This is a genomic window from Polaromonas sp., assembly GCF_010365105.1.
GTDB lineage: Bacteria > Pseudomonadota > Gammaproteobacteria > Burkholderiales > Burkholderiaceae_C > Polaromonas.
On the sequence record NZ_JAAFGZ010000015.1, the window covers coordinates 14074 to 32777 of the forward strand.

Annotated in this window: 15 protein-coding genes; 9 read left to right on the forward strand and 6 right to left on the reverse strand. The window is 61.4% G+C overall.

Annotated features, from left to right (window positions below; all coding sequences use genetic code 11):
• Positions 1-774, reverse strand: a complete 774-nt coding sequence (locus GZ092_RS11335; protein WP_293636495.1) for an ABC transporter ATP-binding protein — start codon at positions 772-774, stop codon at positions 1-3.
• A 424-nt stretch (positions 775-1198) separates the two neighbouring features.
• Here GZ092_RS11335 and GZ092_RS11340 point away from each other — a divergent pair, with 424 nt between their 5' ends.
• From GZ092_RS11340 to GZ092_RS11350, 3 genes are all read left to right on the forward strand, one after another.
• Positions 1199-2269 (forward strand): DUF6352 family protein, encoded by a 1071-nt coding sequence (locus GZ092_RS11340; RefSeq protein ID WP_293636496.1) that lies wholly within the window; start codon positions 1199-1201, stop codon positions 2267-2269.
• Positions 2270-2475: 206 nt separating this feature from the next.
• Positions 2476-3438 carry a tripartite tricarboxylate transporter substrate binding protein gene (locus GZ092_RS11345; protein WP_293636497.1) on the forward strand — a complete coding sequence of 321 codons (963 nt, stop codon included), beginning with the start codon at positions 2476-2478 and terminating at the stop codon, positions 3436-3438.
• Between the two features lie 90 nt (positions 3439-3528).
• Positions 3529-3690: a hypothetical protein gene (locus tag GZ092_RS11350; protein ID WP_293636498.1), complete on the forward strand. Its 162-nt coding sequence runs from the start codon at positions 3529-3531 to the stop codon at positions 3688-3690.
• Between the two features lie 126 nt (positions 3691-3816).
• Here the strand turns inward: GZ092_RS11350 and icmF are convergent, their stop codons facing one another.
• The 3 genes from icmF to GZ092_RS11365 all read right to left on the reverse strand — a co-directional run bounded on the left by icmF (position 3817) and on the right by GZ092_RS11365 (position 9374).
• The gene (icmF, locus tag GZ092_RS11355; RefSeq protein ID WP_293636499.1) at positions 3817-7110 is read right to left on the reverse strand and encodes a fused isobutyryl-CoA mutase/GTPase IcmF; all 3294 of its coding nucleotides are present in this window, start codon (positions 7108-7110) and stop codon (positions 3817-3819) included.
• A 135-nt stretch (positions 7111-7245) separates the two neighbouring features.
• The gene (locus GZ092_RS11360; protein ID WP_293636500.1) at positions 7246-7926 is read right to left on the reverse strand and encodes a response regulator transcription factor; all 681 of its coding nucleotides are present in this window, start codon (positions 7924-7926) and stop codon (positions 7246-7248) included.
• A gap of 20 nt (positions 7927-7946) precedes the next feature.
• Complete coding sequence (locus GZ092_RS11365) at positions 7947-9374, reverse strand: cache domain-containing protein (protein ID WP_293636501.1); 1428 nt, start codon at positions 9372-9374, stop codon at positions 7947-7949.
• 394 nt (positions 9375-9768) lie between these two features.
• Here GZ092_RS11365 and GZ092_RS11370 point away from each other — a divergent pair, with 394 nt between their 5' ends.
• The 4 genes from GZ092_RS11370 (at position 9769) to GZ092_RS11385 (ending at position 14627) form a co-directional block, all read left to right on the forward strand.
• Positions 9769-10971 carry an ABC transporter substrate-binding protein gene (locus GZ092_RS11370; protein WP_293636502.1) on the forward strand — a complete coding sequence of 401 codons (1203 nt, stop codon included), beginning with the start codon at positions 9769-9771 and terminating at the stop codon, positions 10969-10971.
• A 114-nt stretch (positions 10972-11085) separates the two neighbouring features.
• Positions 11086-11961: a branched-chain amino acid ABC transporter permease gene (locus tag GZ092_RS11375; protein ID WP_293636504.1), complete on the forward strand. Its 876-nt coding sequence runs from the start codon at positions 11086-11088 to the stop codon at positions 11959-11961.
• Between the two features lie 2 nt (positions 11962-11963).
• Entirely contained in the window at positions 11964-13892 is a 1929-nt protein-coding gene (locus tag GZ092_RS11380) for a branched-chain amino acid ABC transporter ATP-binding protein/permease (RefSeq protein ID WP_293636506.1), read from the forward strand.
• Between the two features lie 12 nt (positions 13893-13904).
• Positions 13905-14627: an ABC transporter ATP-binding protein gene (locus GZ092_RS11385; protein WP_293636508.1), complete on the forward strand. Its 723-nt coding sequence runs from the start codon at positions 13905-13907 to the stop codon at positions 14625-14627.
• Between the two features lie 126 nt (positions 14628-14753).
• Here GZ092_RS11385 and GZ092_RS11390 read toward each other — a convergent pair whose 3' ends face one another.
• On the reverse strand, positions 14754-15677 hold the full coding sequence (locus GZ092_RS11390; RefSeq protein ID WP_293636510.1) for a PPK2 family polyphosphate kinase: 924 nt from the start codon (positions 15675-15677) through the stop codon (positions 14754-14756).
• 151 nt (positions 15678-15828) lie between these two features.
• On the opposite strand from GZ092_RS11390, the gene GZ092_RS11395 reads away from it, so the two are divergent.
• Both GZ092_RS11395 and cqsA read left to right on the forward strand, forming a co-directional pair.
• Positions 15829-16269, forward strand: coding sequence for a rhodanese-like domain-containing protein (locus tag GZ092_RS11395; protein WP_293636512.1), 441 nt, complete (start codon positions 15829-15831; stop codon positions 16267-16269).
• Between the two features lie 148 nt (positions 16270-16417).
• Positions 16418-17665, forward strand: a complete 1248-nt coding sequence (cqsA, locus tag GZ092_RS11400) for an alpha-hydroxyketone-type quorum-sensing autoinducer synthase (RefSeq protein WP_293636514.1) — start codon at positions 16418-16420, stop codon at positions 17663-17665.
• 2 nt (positions 17666-17667) lie between these two features.
• On the opposite strand, the gene GZ092_RS11405 is transcribed toward cqsA, so the two are convergent.
• Entirely contained in the window at positions 17668-18657 is a 990-nt protein-coding gene (locus GZ092_RS11405) for a response regulator (RefSeq protein WP_293636516.1), read from the reverse strand.
• Between the last annotated feature and the right edge of the window lie 47 nt (positions 18658-18704).

An 18704-nucleotide genomic window follows, 5' to 3' on the forward strand; every position in this document is an offset into this window, starting at 1 on the left:
TCAGTGCGCTCCTTGCAGGGCGGTGTCCGCCGTGCCCATGTAGGCCTCGATGACCAGCGGGTTCTTCGACACATCGGCATACGGGCCGTCGGCAATGATGGCGCCGCGCTGCAGCACCGTGATGCGGTCGGCGATGGAAGACACCACGTTCATGTTGTGCTCGACCATCAGGATGGTGCGGCCGGCCGAGACTTTCTTGATCAGCTGCGTGACCCGGTCCACGTCCTCGTGGCCCATGCCCTGCGTGGGTTCGTCGAGCAGCATCAGCTCGGGCTCCAGCGCCAGCGTGGTCGCCAGTTCCAGTGCGCGCTTGCGGCCATAAGGCAGGCTGACCGTGAGCACGTCGGCAAACTGGCCCAGATCGACCTCATCCAGCAGGGCGCGGGCACGGTCGTGCAGGTGGTACAACGTACTTTCGGATTTCCAGAAATGAAACGAGGTGCCTTCGTTGCGCTGCAGCGCGGCGCGCACGTTTTCCAGCACCGTCATGTGCGGGAACACGGCGGAGATCTGGAACGAGCGGACGATGCCGCGCCGGGCGGTCTGCGCCGGCTTTTCAAAGGTGATGTCGGTGCCGTTGAAGGTGATGCTGCCGCGCGTGGGCGTCAGGAACTTGGTCAGCAGGTTGAAGAAGGTGGTCTTGCCGGCGCCATTGGGGCCGATGAGCGCATGAATGTGCCCGCGCTGGACTTTCAGGTCCACATTGTTGACCGCAATGAATCCCTTGAATTCCTTGGTCAGGCTGCGCGTTTCAAGAATGAAATCCACTGGCAAATTGGCTCTCCGGCAGGTTGGGTTGACTTCACGGTGCGTCTGAAAACAGACAGCTTCGGCTTCGTGAAACACAGGCCTTTATCCTAGCCAGACCCCTCTGTGGAAGATACCGGGTTAGACCCTTAGGTAGTTTTTCGTAATGAAAGGTTAGTGTCAGGTTCCTTCTTTGATGGGTTCGCTGGATTGAAAGCGAAGCCTCGGAACCCGCAGATTGTTGGCCACGGTGCTTCCATGCAACAGCCTGCGGCGTGCGCCTTGCGCAGCCTCTGGCTGTGGTGGCTTGCTCCCAAGAGCAGCCAGCCAATCCATTCATGATTTTGGGTAAAAAGTGTCAATTCCGCTTTGCTGGCAAGCCCGGACAGCTATCAAATTTTTTTCACAACCTTTCATGGCCGTGCTGCTGCGCTGTGCGACGATGGCGCCCATGCAAAATTTCTGGCCTTCCAGCGGATTCACCCCGCTTCAGCGCAACCCTCGCGGCTGGCTGCTGCCAACCGACGATTTCCTGCGGCTTTTCCTGGCCCGTCCGGAACTGGCGCCAGTGCCAGAATCCTGCCCGGCCGAACGGGCCTTGCATGCGGCCCTGCTGGCATGGCCGTCCAGGCCGGTCACGCCTGCCGACGTGCAGAAGGTGCAGGACCAGGATGTCGGCGACAGCTACCAGTTCTTTTTGCGCTTTCGCGACGGCCTGCTGGCCGCCGGCACACTTGAAGCCTATTACCTGGGCCTGTTCGCGCGCGACGGAACGGGTCTCATCACCATCCCGCCGCTGTTCATCGACCTGCTGGCGCAGGCCATCACCCACAACCTGCTGCACGAATCGGGTGACGCCTACGAAGTGCGTGCCGGAGAAATGCTGTTTCGCCCCCAGCGAATCAGCACGCAGGACGGCCAGGTGCTGAGCGGCGACCGTGCAGTGCTTGACCTGCTGAGCCAGACCGGCGGTGTGGGCGACTTCGGGCGTTTCCTGGCTGAAGCCGGCGCGCCGCAACCAGGCATCAGCCTGCAGGTGCTCGGCGATGACAATGCGCCTGACTATTGGCTGCAGGCCGAGAAGCATGCCTTCCTGCTCGACCTGACGCATGAAATCACCCACGACCTGAGCCATGGCCTGGCTTTTACCCTGACCCGCGCACGCTCGGGGCTCAAGGCCATTGCCAGCGTGCTGCAAAAATGGGTGTGGCATTTCCTGGGCGTCAGGGTCACCATCCGGCCGCTTCAGAAAATCGACGACAGCGCCTGGCGCTGGCATCTCGGGCTGGATGCAGAGGCGACCGCGCTGCTGAACGACCTGTACGAGGGCAGGGAGGTGGAACCTGCACGGCTGCAGCGCCTGGTCAGCCTGTTCCGGCTGGACTTTGCCGACACGCAGGAGATGCGTTCGGACGTAGCCGGCAAGCCCGTCTACCTGGGGTTGATGATGAATGCTGACGGCGTGCTCAGGCTCAAGCCGCAGAACCTGCTGGTGAACCTTCCGCTGCGGCCGTCGATGTAGCCCAGGCTCCCGACCTGTGGGTGCCTGTGCGCCACGTTTTCCAACGCGTCGGCCATCGCCGTACCAGACGGCCGTCTGCCGTGAACATAGGGATATCAGCAGGCCGTGTGGTGACTGCGCGCCCTAAAATGGCGGCCAGCATGCTGACCGCCGCGCTGTACGCAGGGCCCGGCCTTCCTTCAGCAGATCCACCCTGGAGATTTTTCATGTTCCGAAAGCTTTTTTCCTTTCTTTTCCTGGCCTGCGCGCTGACCGCTGCGCAAGCCCAGCCCTACCCGGCCAAGCCGATCCGCCTGATCGTGCCGTTCCCGCCGGGCGGTGGCACCGACATCCTGTCGCGCCTGGTGGCCAACAAACTGACGGAAGTGAGCAAATGGACGGTGATTCCCGACAACCGTGGCGGCGCGGGCGGCACCATCGGCATTGCAGAGGCTGCTCGCGCCGCGCCCACCGGTTACGACATGGTGATGGGCCAGAAAGACAACATGGTGGTGGCGCCCTGGCTGTACAAGAATCTGAGCTATGACCCGACCAAGGACCTGGTGGCAGTAGCCCATGTGGCCTACACGCCGGTGGTGATCGTCACCAGTGTCAACTCGCGTTTCAAGTCGCTGGCCGACGTGGTGGCGGCTGCCAAGTCGGCGCCAGACCAGATCACCTACGGCTCGCCGGGGAACGGAACCACCATTCACCTGGCCGGCGAAATCTTCAATACCGCCGCCGGTATCAAGCTGCGCCACATTCCCTACAAGGGCTCCAACCCGGCCATGATGGATGTGCTGGCCGGCAATGTGGACCTGATGGTGTCGTCGCTCCCTTCAGCCATGGGCCAGATCAAGGCCGGCAAGCTGCGCACCCTGGCCGTCACGTCGGCGCGCCGCAGCACCTCGTTGCCCGATGTGCCCACCGTGGCTGAACTCGGCTACAAGGATTTCGATGTCAGCACCTGGTACGGCCTGTTCATGCCAGCCGGCACGCCCATGGCCATCGTGGCCACCGTCAATGCCGAAGTCAACAAGCTGCTGGCAACGCCGGACATGAAAGCCGCCATCCATGCCCAGGGCGCTGAACTGCAGAGCATGACGTCCGCACAATTTTCCACCCTGCTCAAGGCTGATTACCAGAAGTGGAAGGGCATTGTGCAGGCATCGGGCGCCACCATCGAGTAAGGATGGCGCGGCTTTAGCGCGCAAACGCCAGAGATGGCGCGCTGTAGCATAAAATCAGCTGTTCAGCCCATTTTTAACCCGGAGTTTTCCATGTCCAAGAAAATCAGAGTCGAGGCCGACATCTGCGCCGCCAAGCCAGTGCCGCCAAAAGGCTACACCATCACCACTGGCAACGGCCAGAAGATCAGCCTTGAGCGTGGTTCACACACCCGCAGCAAAAAGAACCCTGGCAAGCGCCCGCATCAGGGTTAAGCCAAGGGACTGGTTCGGGCCTTTTGTGCCCGGCCAAAAAGAAACCCGGACTACCGAGGCGCGATCCGCATCGGTTGTCCGGGTTTCTTTTTTCAGCGCCGGATTCAGGACCGGCGCTGGTGAGGCTTACATATTTCGCCGGTACTGCCCGCCGACTTCAAACAGCGCATTGGTGATCTGGCCGAGCGAACACACGCGTACCGCGTCCATCAGCACGTCAAACACGTTCTGGTTTTCAATCACCGCCTGCTGCAGACGCTTGAGCTGCGTCGGCGCTTCGTTGGCGTGGAGCGTGTGGAAGTCTTCCAGGCGCTTGAGCTGGCTCTGCTTTTCTTCATCCGTCGAGCGGGCGAGCTCTAACTTGTCATGCACCGCGTCGCCATGCGGGTTGCGGAAGGTGTTGACGCCAATGATCGGCAGCTCGCCGGTGTGCTTGAGCATCTCGTAGTGCATCGACTCGTCCTGGATGCGGCCGCGCTGGTAGCCGGTTTCCATGGCGCCCAGCACACCGCCCCGGTCGGCAATGTTCTGAAACTCGGCCAGCACGGCTTCTTCGAGCAACTCGGTCAGTTCCTCGATGATGAACGCGCCCTGGCTCGGGTTCTCGTTCTTGGCCAGACCCCATTCGCGGTTGATGATGAGCTGGATCGCCATGGCGCGGCGCACGGAGTCTTCGGTTGGCGTGGTGATGGCTTCGTCGAAAGCGTTGGTGTGCAGCGAGTTGCAGTTGTCGTAGATCGCAATCAGCGCCTGCAGCGTGGTGCGGATGTCGTTGAACTGGATTTCCTGCGCGTGCAGGCTGCGGCCTGATGTCTGAATGTGGTATTTCAGCTTCTGGCTGCGCTCATTCGCGCCGTACTTTTCCTTCATCGCCACGGCCCAGATGCGGCGCGCGACGCGGCCCATCACGGTGTATTCCGGGTCCATGCCGTTGCTGAAGAAGAACGACAAGTTGGGCGCGAAGTCGTCGATGTGCATGCCGCGCGCCAGATAGGCTTCGACAAAGGTGAAGCCGTTCGACAGCGTGAAGGCCAGCTGGCTGATCGGGTTCGCACCGGCTTCGGCAATGTGGTAGCCGCTGATCGACACGCTGTAGAAGTTGCGCACGTTGTGATGCACAAAGTATTCGGCAATGTCGCCCATCACCTTCAGGCTGAACTCGGTGCTGAAAATGCAGGTGTTCTGGCCCTGGTCTTCTTTCAGAATGTCGGCCTGCACCGTGCCGCGCACATTGGCCTGTACCCATTCGCGGATCTTGGCGGTTTCGGTATCGGTCGGCTCGCGGCCGTTGTCCACCTTGAACTTGTCCAGGTTCTGGTCGATGGCGGTGTTCATGAACATCGCCAGAATGCTGGGTGCCGGGCCGTTGATGGTCATCGACACGCTGGTCGTCGGGCTGCACAGGTCAAAGCCGCCGTACAGCACCTTCATGTCGTCGAGCGTGGCGATGGACACGCCCGAATTGCCGACCTTGCCGTAGATGTCCGGGCGCGGGTCCGGGTCGTTGCCATACAGCGTGACCGAGTCAAAGGCGGTGGACAGGCGCTTGGCGGCCATGCCGTCGCTCAGCAGCTTGAAGCGCCTGTTGGTGCGGAACGGGTCGCCTTCGCCGGCAAACATGCGGGTTGGGTCTTCGCCTTCCCGCTTGAAGGCAAAGGTGCCGGCGGTGTAGGGGTAACTGCCCGGCACGTTGTCCAGAATCAGCCATTTCAGGATTTCACCGTGGTCTTCGTAGGTTGGCAGGCAGACCTTGCGGATGGTGGTGCCGCTCAGCGATTTGCTGGTCAGTTGGGTGCGGATTTCCTTGTCGCGAATCTTGACGACATATTCGTCGCCGGCGTAGGCTTTTTGCATCTCTGGCCACTGAGCCAGCAGTTTTTTGGCGGCGGGTTCCTGAGTCTGCTCGCGCTCCACCGCCAGGGCAATGACTGCTTCCACGGCATTTTTCTTGTCTGACTTGCTGGCAGTGAGCATGCCGGAGGTGGCGCGCAGCTGCTGGATTTGGCGGGCCAGCGCGGCTTGCTCGTGACCGCGCTTTTTGTAGCTGCGCACGGCGTCGGTGATCTCGGCCAGGTAACGTGTGCGGGCGGCGGGCACGACCGGCGTCTGGTTGGTGCTGTGGCGCACATTGACCAGCGGCAGCGTGCCGTCGGTCAGGTTCAAACCCAGTGCGCCCAGACGGGTTTTGAGCGCCTGGTAGAGCGCGGTCACACCGTCATCGTTGAAGCGCGCGGCCATGGTGCCGAACACGGGCATCTGGTCGGCCGGCGTGTTCCAGGCTTCGCGGTTGCGCTGGACTTGCTTGGACACGTCGCGCAGGGCGTCAAGCGCGCCCTTGCGGTCAAACTTGTTGATGGCGACAAACTCGGCAAAGTCGAGCATGTCAATTTTTTCCAGCTGGCTGGCCGCGCCAAACTCGGGCGTCATCACGTACATCGGCACATCGACATGCGGAACGATGGCGGCGTCGCCCTGGCCGATGCCGGAGGTTTCCACGATGATCAAATCAAAGTCGGCGGCCTTGCAGGCGGCAATCACGTCAGGCAGCGCCTTGCTGATTTCGGAACCAAAGTCGCGCGTGGCCAAAGAGCGCATGAACACGCGCTGACCCTGGCTCCACGGGTTGATGGCGTTCATGCGGATGCGGTCGCCGAGCAGCGCGCCGCCGCTCTTGCGCCGTGACGGGTCAATACTGATCAGGGCTACGCGCAACTGGTCGCCCTGGTCGAGCCGCAGGCGGCGGATCAGCTCGTCGGTCAGGCTGGACTTGCCCGCGCCGCCGGTGCCGGTGATGCCCAGAACCGGTATGGTTTTAGTAGCAGCTTGTGCCCGCACGGCTTGCACAATGGCGTCATCGGCCTTGTTTTCTTCAAGTGCGGTGATGAGCTGGGCCAATGCGCGCCAGGCCATCTCGTCGTGGCCTTCAATGGCTTCAACGCGGCTGGGTGCATAACCGCTGATGTCCTTGTCGCAACGCATTACCATCTCGCCAATCATGCCGGCCAGGCCCATGCGCTGGCCGTCCTCGGGGCTGAAGATGCGCGCCACGCCGTAGGCCTGGAGTTCACGGATTTCCGGCCCGACGATCACGCCGCCGCCGCCGCCGAACACCTGGATGTGCTCGCCGCCCCGGCTTTTCAGCAAGTCCACCATGTACTTGAAATACTCCACATGCCCGCCCTGATAGGAGCTGATGGCGATGCCCTGCGCGTCTTCCTGCAAGGCTGCCGTCACGACCTCGTCAACGCTGCGGTTGTGGCCCAGGTGAACCACCTCGGCACCCATGCCCTGCAGGATGCGCCGCATGATGTTGATGGCAGCGTCGTGGCCGTCAAACAGGCTGGCGGCGGTGATGAAGCGCACCTTGTTGGTGGGGCGGTAGCTGGCAAGTGCCTTGTAGTCGGCGGACAGATCGGTCATGGAAAGCGTCTCCTGTAGGGGCACGACAGTGGAATGGAATGTGCCTGAACGCTATGATATTACGTTTACGTAAACGTCAATCAAAAAACGTGTTGATTTCCTGAAAATCCGGAGCGACGGCTTTGGCGGGCCTTCTCAAGTGTCTTCCTTGCTGGTCTGGCCTGCCTGCAGCTTTTTTAGCGGCAGCATGTGGTCGATTGCATATTTCACCAGTCCTGCGTGGCCGGTGATGCGCAGCTTGCGGCGTAAATTGAGGCGATGGGTTTCCACCGTGCGCACCGACATGCCCAGTTCCCGGGCAATCTGCTTGTTCGAGTAGCCGCAGGCCAGCCACGCCAGAGTGGCCGACTCCTTGGGTGTCAATGGGCTTGCGGCTCCGCCGGGCACCGAAAAGCCTTCAAGGTAGTGCTGCAGTTCGGGGCTGAAAAAGGTCTCGCCTGCATACACGGCGCGGATCGCATTGACCAGCTCCTGGGCTGGGGCGTCTTTGAGCACATAGCCTTTCGCGCCCGACTCAACTGCTCGCTTGACATACTCGACGCTGTTGTGCATCGACAGCACCAGCACATCAATGTCCGGAAAATGGAGCTGAAACAAGCCGGTCAGCTCGATCCCGCTGGCACCGCGCATGCTGATGTCGGTGAGCACGATGTGCGGCGCGTCAATCTTGCCCAGGTCAGCGGCCAGTTGCATGGCCTCGTCAACACTGCCGGCCTCCCCCACCACCCGGATATCGTCAGTGGCCTCCAACCGCATGCGCACACCGTCGCGCACGAAAGGATGGTCGTCGATCAGAATGAGTCGAATCTTGTCCATCTTGTTGTGTTCTTTTCGTATCAATCGGCATTTGCCGTGTCCAGCCATGCCTGGACTTCGGTGCCGTCATCATCTGCATAGATTTTCAGCGTGCCGCCCAGGCCTTCCATGCGCTCGCGCATGTTGCGCAAGCCGATGCCGTTACTGTGGTCAGTTTGTATTTGCCGCAGGTCGAAGCCCTTGCCATCGTCCTTGATCGACAGGCTGATCTGGTGGCGATGGTAGACCAGCTTGACCCGCACGTTGGCGGCGCCCGAATGCAGCTTGGCATTGGTGAGCGCTTCCTGCGAAATACGGAACAGCGAGGTGCTTTGATTCACCGGGATGGCGCATGGTCTGCCATGCGTGGAAAACCGGATATTGATGCTGCATTGTTCCTGCACTTCACTGGTCAGCACTTCGATGGCCGGGCCCAGCCCGAAATCGTCGAGCAAAGCAGGGCGCAGGCCGTGAGAAATCCGGCGTACTTCGAAAAGTGCCACGCTTAGCCGTTCCAGTCCACGCTTGAGCGGAGCGATGATCTGCAGATCGGTCGAGGCGGCTTTTGCCGCTGTCCCTGGCGGCGCTGCTTGCGTATCCTCGGTTGCCTGACTTGCCGCAGTCAACCGGTTTTCCAGTTGAAGCTGCGCAGTTTCCAGAAAAAATTTTGACGACACCAGTACCTGGACAATGCCGTCATGCAATTCTCTGGCTACTCGCAACCGCTCCTCCTCCTGCGAATTCACCACCCGCTGCGCCAGGTGACGCAGCTTGGCGCCTGACTCTTTGTTGTCGCTGATGTTGAGCGCCAGTCCAGCCATGCCCATCAAAATGATTGAAACGATAGCAATCGTATACATGCGGATTTCGGTTTCACGGATGTTGCCCTGTGCCCGCGCGTCTATTTTTTGCAATGCCTGTTCGATATCGTCAAGGTACAAACCGGTGCCCAGCATCCACCCCCAGGCCTGCACCGGCTCCACATAGCCGAGCTTGAAGGAAACCTGCTGCGACGATGGCTTTTCCCAGTAGTAGCGCACGATGCCGCCGCCGTTGCGGGTCGCTTCCAGCAGCTTTTGAATGGGCGAGTCGCCAAACGGATCCTTCATATCCCAGAGATTCTTGCCTACCAGGTCTGGCTGACGGGGATGAACCAGGTTGTTTCCTTTCATGTCATAGACAAAAAAGTAACCGTCTTTTCCGTACTCCAGGCGGCCCAGGATGGCCATCGCCTCCGCCTGACGCAGCGGGTTGGATGCGTCCTTGACCAGCGGCGCTATCGAACTCTGGGCCAGTTTGACATGAGCCCGCAGCTCGGCTTCGCGGCTGGCCAGATAAGTCGATTCGACCAGATCGCGTTCCTGCTTGGCCAGCTTTACCGTCTGGGTGTGCACCGTAACGATTACCGAGCCCAAGGCGATGCTCATCGGCACGATCGACAGCAAAAATATTTTGAGCCGAAGCTGCATGTGAAGGTCCACAAAACGCCCCGCCATCAGCATGCGCAAGCTGCGCACCACAGTGGCCGGATCCGCAAGCCATACTTTACTTCAGCATCGGCTGACAAGTCATTGTGCATCTGCGTGATGGCTGGAACCGCAGTCTGCCTGCTGTCAGCCTGAGGCTGCCTCGCCGAAATATTTTAAGTAGTAATGCGTAGGGGAAAACAGAAAGTTACCCCTGGGAAAAGAATTTCATAATCTCACACGCGGCGCAATGCGTGAAATGCGCAAGCCGGTATTCGCAGGAACAGCAGCGGCCCGGCAAGCATCAATACCGCAGACGGCCAAGCCCCTGCGTATTGGACATTGGTTGGCGCCGCACTGATTTTTCTTGTATCACTAACTTTCAATGGAGACACCCATGAACCTACGTTTTGCCAAATTGGCGGTTGCGTCAGCCGTCCTGAGTTTTACCGGCATGGCCATGGCGGCCGATCCGATCAAAATCGGTGTGGCCGGTCCGTTTACCGGGGGCTCGTCGTCCATGGGCGTGAGCATGCGCGACGGTGTTCGGCTGGCAATAGATGAGATCAACAAGGCCGGCGGCGTGATGGGGCGGCAACTGCAGGCGGTGGAGCGCGACGACGAAGCCAAGAACGAGCGCGGCGTGCAAATTGCCCAGGAGCTGATCAACAAGGAAAAGGTTACTGCCACCGTGGGTTACATCAACACCGGCGTCGCACTGGCTTCCCAGCGTTTCTTCCAGGAAGCCAAGATCCCGGTGATGAACAATGTGGCCACCGGCAGCCTGATCACGCAGCAGTTCAAGGACCAGCCTGAAAACTATATCTTCCGCAATGCGGCGCACGACAGCATCCAGGCCCCGATGATCGTGGAAGAAGCCATCACACGGCGCGGCTTCAAGAAGGTCGCCATCCTGGCCGACTCAACCAACTACGGCCAGCTCGGCCGCGCCGACCTGGAAACCGCGCTCAAGGCCAAGGGCATCACCCCCGTAGCCATCGAGAAGTTCAACATCAAGGATGTGGACATGACGGCGCAGCTGCTCAAGGCCAAGGAAGCCGGCGCAGAAGCCATCCTGACCTACGGCATCGGCCCCGAACTGGCGCAGATCGCCAATGGGATGACCAAGCTGGGCTGGAAAGTGCCAATGGTCGGCAGCTGGACGCTGTCGATGGCCAACTACATTGACAATGCCGGCCCCGGCGGCGAGGGCGCGCGCATGCCGCAAACCTTCATCCAGGAGCCGACCACGCCCAAGCGCCAGGCGTTCATCATCAACTACTTGAAAACCTTCACCCCGAAGAACCAGCGCATTGACTCGCCAGTGTCTGCCGCGCAGGGCTACGACTCCATCTACCTGCTGGCAGCCGCCATCAAGCAGGCCAATTCGACCGACGGCCCGAAGATCAAGGCAGCGCTGGAAGACCTGAAGACGCCGGTCGAAGGCGTGATCACCACCTACAACAAGCCGTTTACGGCCAAGGACCACGAAGCCATCACGGCCAACATCCCCGTGTTCGGCGAGGTCAAGGGCCAGCGCGTGGTGTATGCCTATTCGGATGACCAGAAGAAGGCTTCCGAAGTGCGCATCAAGAAGTAAGCTGAAGAAAACTGTTGAAAGCAAAGCACCGCGCCAGCTGACGCGGTGCTTTTTTATTGTCCGCTGCCGTTGTGCGCAGCCTGACCCGACCGATTTTTTTGCGGAATTGAATATATGGAAATCCTGCTCCAACTCATTTACAGCGGTGTCGCGCTGGGCATGATCTATGCAGTCATCGCCTTCGGCTACCAGCTGACCTTCCAGACCTCCGATACCCTGAACTTTGGCCAGGGCGATGCACTGATGCTGGGCGCCATGGTCGGCCTGACGCTGGTCAACATGGGCGTGAACTACTGGCTGATGCTGCCGCTGGTGATCGTGTTCGGCCTGTTTCAGGGCGGACTGGTCGAGCGCATCGGCGTGCGCCCGGCGATCAAGATCAAGAGCGAATTCGGCTGGATCATGTCCACCATTGCGCTGGGCATCATCTTCAAGAACATCGCCGAAAACATCTGGGGCCGCGACGACCTGAAGTTTCCCTCGCCGCTGCCTGAAGCACCGCTGAAAGTATTGGGCGCCAACGTGCTGCCCATGGAAATCCTGGTAGTGGTGGGCGCTGTGCTGATGATGCTGGCGGTCGAGTTCTTCAACCGCAAGACGATCTACGGCAAGGCCGTGGTGGCGACCTTCAACGACCGTGATGCAGCCAAGCTGATGGGCATCAACACCGGCCTGGTGATCACCTTTTCGTATGCGCTGTCGTCAGCCACCGCCGCTTTTGCCGGTGCCCTGATCGCGCCACTGACGCTGACCGGTGCCACCATGGGCTCGGTGCTGGGCCTCAAGGCCTTTGCCGTGGCCATCATCGGCGGGCTGACCAGCGGCCTGGGCATCATCGTCGGCGGCATCATCCTGGGTGTTGCTGAAACCACCACCGGCTTTTACCTGTCCACCGGCTACAAGGACGTTCCCGGCCTGGTGCTGCTGCTGCTGGTGCTGGCCTTCAAGCCGGCCGGACTGTTCGGCAAAAACGCGATCAAGAAAGTTTGACGATGAACCGCAAGACCCTTTTGGCCGCCATCCTCGGGCTGGCCCTGCTGGCGGCTGCACCGCTCATCACCAGCAATTCGTACTACATCCACATGATCGGCACGATCATGATCTACGCCATCCTGCTCTACGGGCTGGATATCGTGGTCGGCTACACCGGCCAGGTCTCGCTGGGCCATGCCGGGCTGTTCGGTATCGGCTCCTACACCGCTGGCGTGCTGTTCATCAAGCTGGGCGCGCCGCTGTGGCTGATCATCCCGGCCAGTATCGCTGTGACCGCCGGCTTTGGCGCGCTGCTGGCGCTGCCGGCGCTGCGCGTGACCGGCCCTTATCTGGCAATGGTGACGCTGGCGTTCGGCACCATCATCCAGATATTGATCAACGAGATGACCTTCCTCACCGAAGGCCCGCTCGGCATCACGATCCCCAAGCCCACGATCTTTGGCGAAAAGCTCACCGAGCACGGCTTTTACTGGCTGGTGTTCGCGCTCATGGTGGTGTCGCTGGTCGTGGTGGACCGTATCCTGAAGTCACAACTCGGCCGCGCTTTCGAGGCGCTGCGCGGCAGCCCGGTGGCGTCCGACTGCATGGGCGTGTCGGTCTACCGCTACAAGGTCTATGCCTTCGTCATCAGCGCGGGTTTTGCCGGCCTGGCCGGTTGCCTGTATGCGTATTCGGAGCAGTACATCTCGCCCAACAGCTACAACTTCGAGCTGACAGTGCTGTTTTTGCTGGCCGTCATCATGGGCGGGCGCAAGACCCGCTCGGGCGCCTTGCTGGGCGCGGCCATCATCGTGATCCTGCCCAAGCTGCTCGATGACCTGGAACTGTTCCGCATCGTGGCCGCAAGCCTGGCGGTCCTGATGCTGGTCGGCGGCATCATCGGCGTCGCGAAGAAAATCACCACGCCCCGGGCCATGGCCATTCCGGTGGTCGGCACGATTGCACTGGCCGGCTTTGCCTTCTGGCTGCAGTCGATCACCGACTGGCGGCTGAGCATTTTCGGCCTGATGATCCTGTTTGTCGTCTATTACCTGCAAAACGGCATCGTGGGCTTTGTTCGCGCGCTGTTCCATGTGCGCAAGCCGGTCGTCCGGCACGGCCAGGCTGACATGGGCAAGGACGCGATTTCGGTCGCGGCCGGTTCCCAGACGGCAGAAAAGGGCGGCAACCTGCTGACGGCCCAAGGCATTTTGATGCAGTTCGGTGGCTTGAAAGCCATCAACCAGGTCGATCTGCATATCAGGCGCGGCACCATCCACGGCCTGATCGGACCGAACGGCTCGGGCAAGAGCACGATGATGAACGTGCTCACCGGCATTTATGTGCCCACGGCCGGCAGCATCGACTTTGCCGGGCGTTCGGTGGTCGGACGCACCTCGTCCGACATTGCGCTGTCGGGCATTGCTCGCACCTTTCAGAACGTGCAGCTGTTTGGCGAAATGACCGCGCTGCAAAACGTGCAGGTCGGCCTGCACCACACCTTCGACAGCAATATCGTCGATGTGGCGCTGCACACGCCGCGTTACCGGCGCGAGGAAACATCGGCCATCCAGCGCGGCATGGGTCTGCTGGCTTTTGTCGGCCTGGCTGATCTGGCCGACGAGGAAGCGCGCAACCTGCCTTATGGCAAGCAGCGCCTGCTTGAAATTGCCCGGGCGCTGGCGCTGGACCCCCAGCTGCTGCTGCTCGACGAGCCTGCCGCCGGCCTGACCGCGCCCGACATCAAGGAGTTGATCGACATCATCCGCAAGATCCGCGACCACGGCATCACCGTGATCCTGATCGAGCACCACATGGATGTGGTGATGGGCCTGTGCGACACCGTCTCGGTGCTCGACTTCGGCCAGAAAATCGCCGAAGGCAAGCCGGCCGATGTGCAGGCTGATGAAAAAGTGATCGAGGCTTACCTCGGCGGTACGGTCGCATAAGGAAACATCACCATGTTGAGTATCAAAAATCTGGAAGCCGGTTACGGCAAGGTGCAGGTCCTGCACGGCATTTCGATGGAAGTGCCCAAGGGCAAGGTGGTCACGCTGATCGGCTCGAATGGCGCCGGCAAGACCACCACCATGCGCGCCATCTCGGGAATGATCCAGCCGACTGCCGGCGAGATCAACCTGCACGGCAAGCGCATCGATGGCCTGGAGTCCTACACCATTGCCAAGCAGGGCCTGGCGCATTCGCCCGAAGGCCGGCGCGTGTTCGCCACCATGAGCGTGACCGACAACCTCATCCTGGGCGCCTTCCCGCGCCTGACCGGCAGCCGCCCCAAAGGTGACGTGGCGGGTGACCTGGAACGCGCCATGGAGCTGTTTCCGCGCCTGAAGGAGCGGCGCCTGCAACTGGCCGGCACGCTGTCGGGCGGCGAGCAGCAGATGCTGGCCATGGCGCGCGCCGTGATGCTGAACCCCGAGATCGTGCTGCTCGACGAGCCGTCGATGGGGCTGGCGCCCATCCTGGTCGAGGAAGTGTTCCGCATCATTGCCGACCTGAAGTCACGCGGTGTCACCATGCTGCTGGTCGAGCAGTTTGCCGCTGCCGCGCTGAAGGTGGCCGACTACGGCTATGTGCTGGAAAACGGCCGCATTTCGGTGCATGGCGAAGCTTCCAAGCTGCGCGACGACCCGGCGGTGAAGGCCGCCTACCTGGGAGGCGGGCATTGATTCCAGAGCAGCAAATGCTATTGAAAAAATAGCTGCTGATGCAAGCTGGTATCGCGCAAAGGGCCTGAAACGCTTGAAAAAATGTATTCTGGAAGCCCTTGGCCTTGCCAGGCCGCTGTCTGTTTTTCAAACCACCTTGAGGCCCTTGAGCGCCGGGTCTTCGGGCGGGTAGCGCAGACCAAGTTTTTCCAGCGCCTGGCGAACGAGCAGGGCGACCATCATGTTTCGGTGGGTCTTGGAATCGGCCGGCACCACCGTCCAGGGCGCCCACGGCGTGCTGGTGGCATTGAGCAGGTCTTCATAAGCCTGCTGGTAGGCCTTCCACTGCTTGCGCGCCTCCAGGTCGCCCATGGCAAACTTCCAGTGCTTGGTGATGTCGTCAATCCGCTCCTGCAGCCGCTCGCCTTGTTCCTTGAAGCTGATGTGCAGCATGAACTTCAGGATCACCGTGCCGTTTTCAGTGAGCATGCGCTCGAAGTCGTTGATCTGCTGGTAGCGCTGGGCAGTTTGTGCCGGCGTGATCCAGCCCTGGACCGGCGGCACCAGCACGTCTTCGTAGTGGCTGCGGTTGAAGATCATGATCTCGCCGGCAGCCGGCACCTTCTGGTGGATGCGCCACAGGTAATCACGGGCGCGTTCGTCTTCGCTGGGTGCTTTCCAGGCCGCCGTGTGCACGCCCAATGGCGTCATGCGGCTGAACACACCGCGCAGCGTGCCGTCCTTGCCCGAAGTGTCCGTGCCCTGCAGCACCACCAGCAGCTTGAAGCGCCGGTCGGCATAAAACAGGTTTTGCAGCCCGTCGAGCTCAAGCGCCAGGGTGTCCACCGTTTCCTTGTCGCGGGACTTGTCATCCGATGAAAACGGCTTGGCGCCGGGGTCGAAATCGGCCAGGCTGCAAGTCTTGCCTTTCTTTTTTCCGTTGCCGGGTTCGACCTCCGGTGGCACCTGCCAGTGCAGCAGCTTTTCGGCCAGCGTCTTGCGTTCTTCCTTGCCAGCCGGGGTGTCAGGTCCGTTTTGTCCATAGGGGGCGTCAGCCGTTTTTGCATTCATCAGGGTTTCCAGAAGATGAGGAGAATGGGCTGATTTTGCGCGCCAGTGCCCCCGGCAGCCTGAACGAATACACTTATTTTCATGCCAGAGGCCGCGCCGTTCGCGTGGCGGGAATAGGCTGGCCCTGGCCTTCACCATGACAGGAATTTTCATGAAAACCGATGCAATAACCCATGCCGCAGACGCCGGCGTGCAAGCGGCCACCGGCTATGCCGGCGACATCGCGCCAGCGATGGCCTGGCAATGGCAGCAAGCGGGCCAGGCCGTGCTGGTCGATGTGCGAACCGATGCCGAACGCGAATGGGTCGGTTTCGTCCCGGGCGCCGTTCCGGTGGCCTGGAAACAGTGGCCAGGCATGGCACTGAATGCCGGCTTTGACGAGGCCTTGAAAGCGGCGGTTCCTGCGGGTACCAGGGTCGTGCTGCTGTGCCGAAGCGGCGTTCGTTCGGTGGCCGCTGCCCGCCGCGCCACCGAACTGGGGCTGGAGGCCTACAACATTCTTGAAGGTTTTGAAGGCGATGCTGACGGGCAGGCCCAGCGCGGCCAACGGGGCGGCTGGCGCATGCGGGGCCTGCCCTGGATGCAGAAATGATGGCCGGATGAGGGGTTTTTAGCGCTACGCGGCAAGCATTCTTTTACGAGGTGCGGGTACAACAACCTGTTAGATATAGCAGGGGTTGATGCGTGACTATTTGTGAGAAAGTTTTCAATAAGTCTGTTTTTAACAAAGGAACAGTCTTATGCAAGTACTCGATCGCACCACCCGTCCCGGCCCTGTCACTCACCGCAACCCACCCCTGTTGCCGCGCCTTCAAGAACGCTTTGAACAAAAATTCATGGCCCACTGGGAAAGCCAGTGGGGGGGGAAACCCATCCTGCATGGCAGCAACCCCGGACCCAACTCGATCCGGCTCGATGGCAATGACTACCTGGGCATTGCAGGCCATCCGGACATCGTCCGGGCGCAGATTGCCAGCCTGCAGCACAACAACGAAAGCGTGATCCAGTCGGGCGTTTTCCTGCTCGACGCCCATCCGTGCCGGACCCTTGAAGCGTCGCTGGCGGCCTGGGTCGGCAAGGAAGACGGTTTCGTCTGCCAGTCGGGCTATTCGGCCAACGTCGGCCTGCTGCAGGCGATTGCCGACGAGCAGACACCGGTTTACCTCGACAGCCTGGCGCATACCTCGCTCTGGGAGGGCGCGCGTGCGGCACGTGCGCCGGCGCATGCGTTTCGCCACAACGACCCGGAGCACCTGTCGCGCATGATCGAGCGCCATGGGCCGGGCGTGGTGGTCGTCGACTCGGTGTACAGCACCACCGGCGCGCTGTGCCCGCTGGTCCGCATGGTCGAGGTGGTCGAGCAGCATGGCTGCACCATCCTGGTCGATGAGTCGCATTCGCTGGGGACCCACGGCCCGCAGGGCGCGGGGCTGTGCGCCGAACTGGGCTTGACGGACCGCGTGCATTTCATCACCGCCAGCCTGGCCAAGGCGTTTGCCGGCCGCGCCGGTTTTTTCACCATTCCGGCCGCCATGCGCTATTACGTGCTGCACAACAGCTACCCGAACATCTTCAGCTCCTGCCTGTTGCCGCACGAGATCGCCGGCCTGGCGGCGACGCTGGAGGTGGTGCGCGGCTGCAACGCCGAGCGGGTGCGGCTGCATGCCAACACGCGCCGGCTGCGCGCCAGCCTGTCAAGCATGGGCTACCCGATCCACCAGGGCAGCCAGCAGATCATTGCGCTGGAAACCGGTACCGAGCCGGCCACCATGGTGCTGCGCGACCAACTGGAGGCGCACCAGCTTTTCGGCGCGATTTTCTGCGCCCCGGCCACCAGCCGCAACCGCGCCATGGTGCGGCTGACGCTCAACGCCGGCCTGACCGAAGCCGAGATGGAACGCATCGAGCAGACGGCGCGCACGCTGCTGCCGGTGCTCAAGCCCTGGGACTGGCCAATTGCCCGGCGCGCCCGCACCGAACAGGTATGACGCTAATCTTCCGGCAAGCGCCTTTCGCCATGGTTGGCCTGGAAACGCGCGTAGCTGGTGCTCAAGCCCGGGCTGAATGGCTCGCCGATGGCAAAAAGGGCCGCGTGAAGCCGGCCGGCTTCGCCGGTCACAACGAACGCTTCGCAAGGCGCCGACTGATGGCCGTCGCCCAGCGCCAGCTGCAATTCCAGGTCAATCAGCCTGCGGCCGCTGCGAATGTCCTGAACGACGCTCGCATCCCAGCCCTGCGACAGGGCCATCTCGGCAAGTTCACCCAGGTTGCCGGCAGGCTCCAGCTGCAGCCAGCTGGCCTGGCCTTGGGCGTTGAGCGCCAGCATGCCAAACGGTGCGCCAATGACGACATGTTCGGTCCAGCCCTGCCGCTGCGTAACATTTTGCAATGCCTGGAAAATTACCGGGTCGGCCAGCAGCGCCAGCTGGTCTGGCGACAGCGTGGCGCACCAGATCTGCTGGTAGCGCTGGTCGGCCTGATGGCGCAGGTCCTCGACGGCGCGCGTCAGGCAGGCGCGCAGGTCCGGCGACTGCTTGGGAATGAACTGGTTGATCAGCCCCCGGTTGAAAGCCGAAACCGCCAGCTGCTCGTCAGCGCGGCCGGTGAGCAGGATGCGTGAACCCGGCCAGTCCTGCAACTCGCCCAGCACCCGCAGGCCGCTCATGGCCGGCATGGCGTAGTCCACCACGGCAACCTGCACCAGCCCGAAGCGCCCGGCCCCGTCGACCTGCCAGTAGTGCAGGATTTGCGGGATCAGCAGGGCGCCTTCGCGCCAGCGGCGGATGATTTCCTGCTGCAGCCAGGCGTCGTTTTCGCGCTGCGCGCTGTCTTGCTTGAGCAGGTCAATGCAGGCGATGGGCCGCAGGAACAGCTGAACGTGCCATTCGGGCGGCATGACCTCGCCCAGCATTTCCAGGTAATCGGGGTCATCGTCGAGAAAAACAACGCCGCCGGGCCGGCGATAAAGGGGAAAAGACATGGTGCTGGGCTTTGTCAAGGAAATTGAAATGCAGGCATCGGCAGCGT